The organism is Clostridium ragsdalei P11 (genome assembly GCF_001675165.1).
In the GTDB taxonomy this organism is placed as follows: Bacteria; Bacillota; Clostridia; order Clostridiales; family Clostridiaceae; genus Clostridium_B; species Clostridium_B ragsdalei.
The window spans coordinates 1-967 of record NZ_LROS01000067.1 but is presented as its reverse complement, the minus strand read 5'-3'; the positions used below and the strand labels follow the sequence as shown (position 1 = coordinate 967).

1 protein-coding gene is annotated in these 967 nt (G+C 30.2%); it reads right to left on the bottom strand.

Annotated elements, in window-relative coordinates; genetic code table 11:
• Positions 1-967 (bottom strand): sigma-54-dependent Fis family transcriptional regulator (locus CLRAG_RS17905; RefSeq protein WP_154105025.1); only part of this gene is annotated, 967 nt, incomplete at both ends.

Below are 967 nucleotides of genomic sequence, written 5' to 3'. Positions count from 1 at the left end.
CAATTTCATCCAGCATCATAGTTCCACCATCTGCCAATTCAAATTTTCCAAGGTTTCCACCTTTTTTGGCACCTGTAAAAGCTCCTTCTTCATATCCAAAAAGCTCTGACTCTATAAGTTGTTTAGGGATAGCACCACAATTTAAAGCTACAAATGGTCCATCTACCCTGCTGCTGTAATTATGAATTGATTGTGCAAACACTTCTTTTCCAGTACCACTTTCCCCCATTATAAGTATAGTTGATTTGCTATCTGAAATCTTTTTTGCATAATTTATTACTTTTGTAAAGTTTTCATCCTGCCCCATTATTTTACCAAAAGTATAGTAAGCCTGTCCGTTATTTCTTTTATTTATCTTTTTAAATTTTTCAAAAACATAAACTATCTCAATATTATTATCATCATCATAGTTGTATATTGAACTGGTAGTTACTTGATACTGAATCTTATTTCTTAGTGAAACCATAATTGTCTCTTTTGAAGTACTTTCTCCTAAATATATAGGTTCTTTTATATTATTCCAGTTTTCTATAATATCTTCCATATTGTTTGTCTCTAATTTATTGCCCCTTATGCCAAACATATTTTGTGCCTTTTTATTACAAATTTTTATCTTACCATTTATATCTGAGGTTATTATAGCAACAGGACTGGAATTAAATATATTTTTTATATGCTTGTAATTCATATTTTGAATCTTGTTGTACTCTTTTACTTTAAGCATTTCTTCTATAGCATTTGATGCTGCTATAACCATACCAAGGGTATGGGAATGTACAAATTCAATATACCCAGTAAGATTCAATACACCTATAAGTCTTCCTTTGTTATCTTTTATAGGCGCCGCAGAACATGTCCACTTATGATATGCATTAATAAAATGATCATCTCCAGAAATTTGAACTGGCATTTTACTTTTTATAACTACACTCATAGCATTTGTTCCAATATTTTCTTCATTCATAAA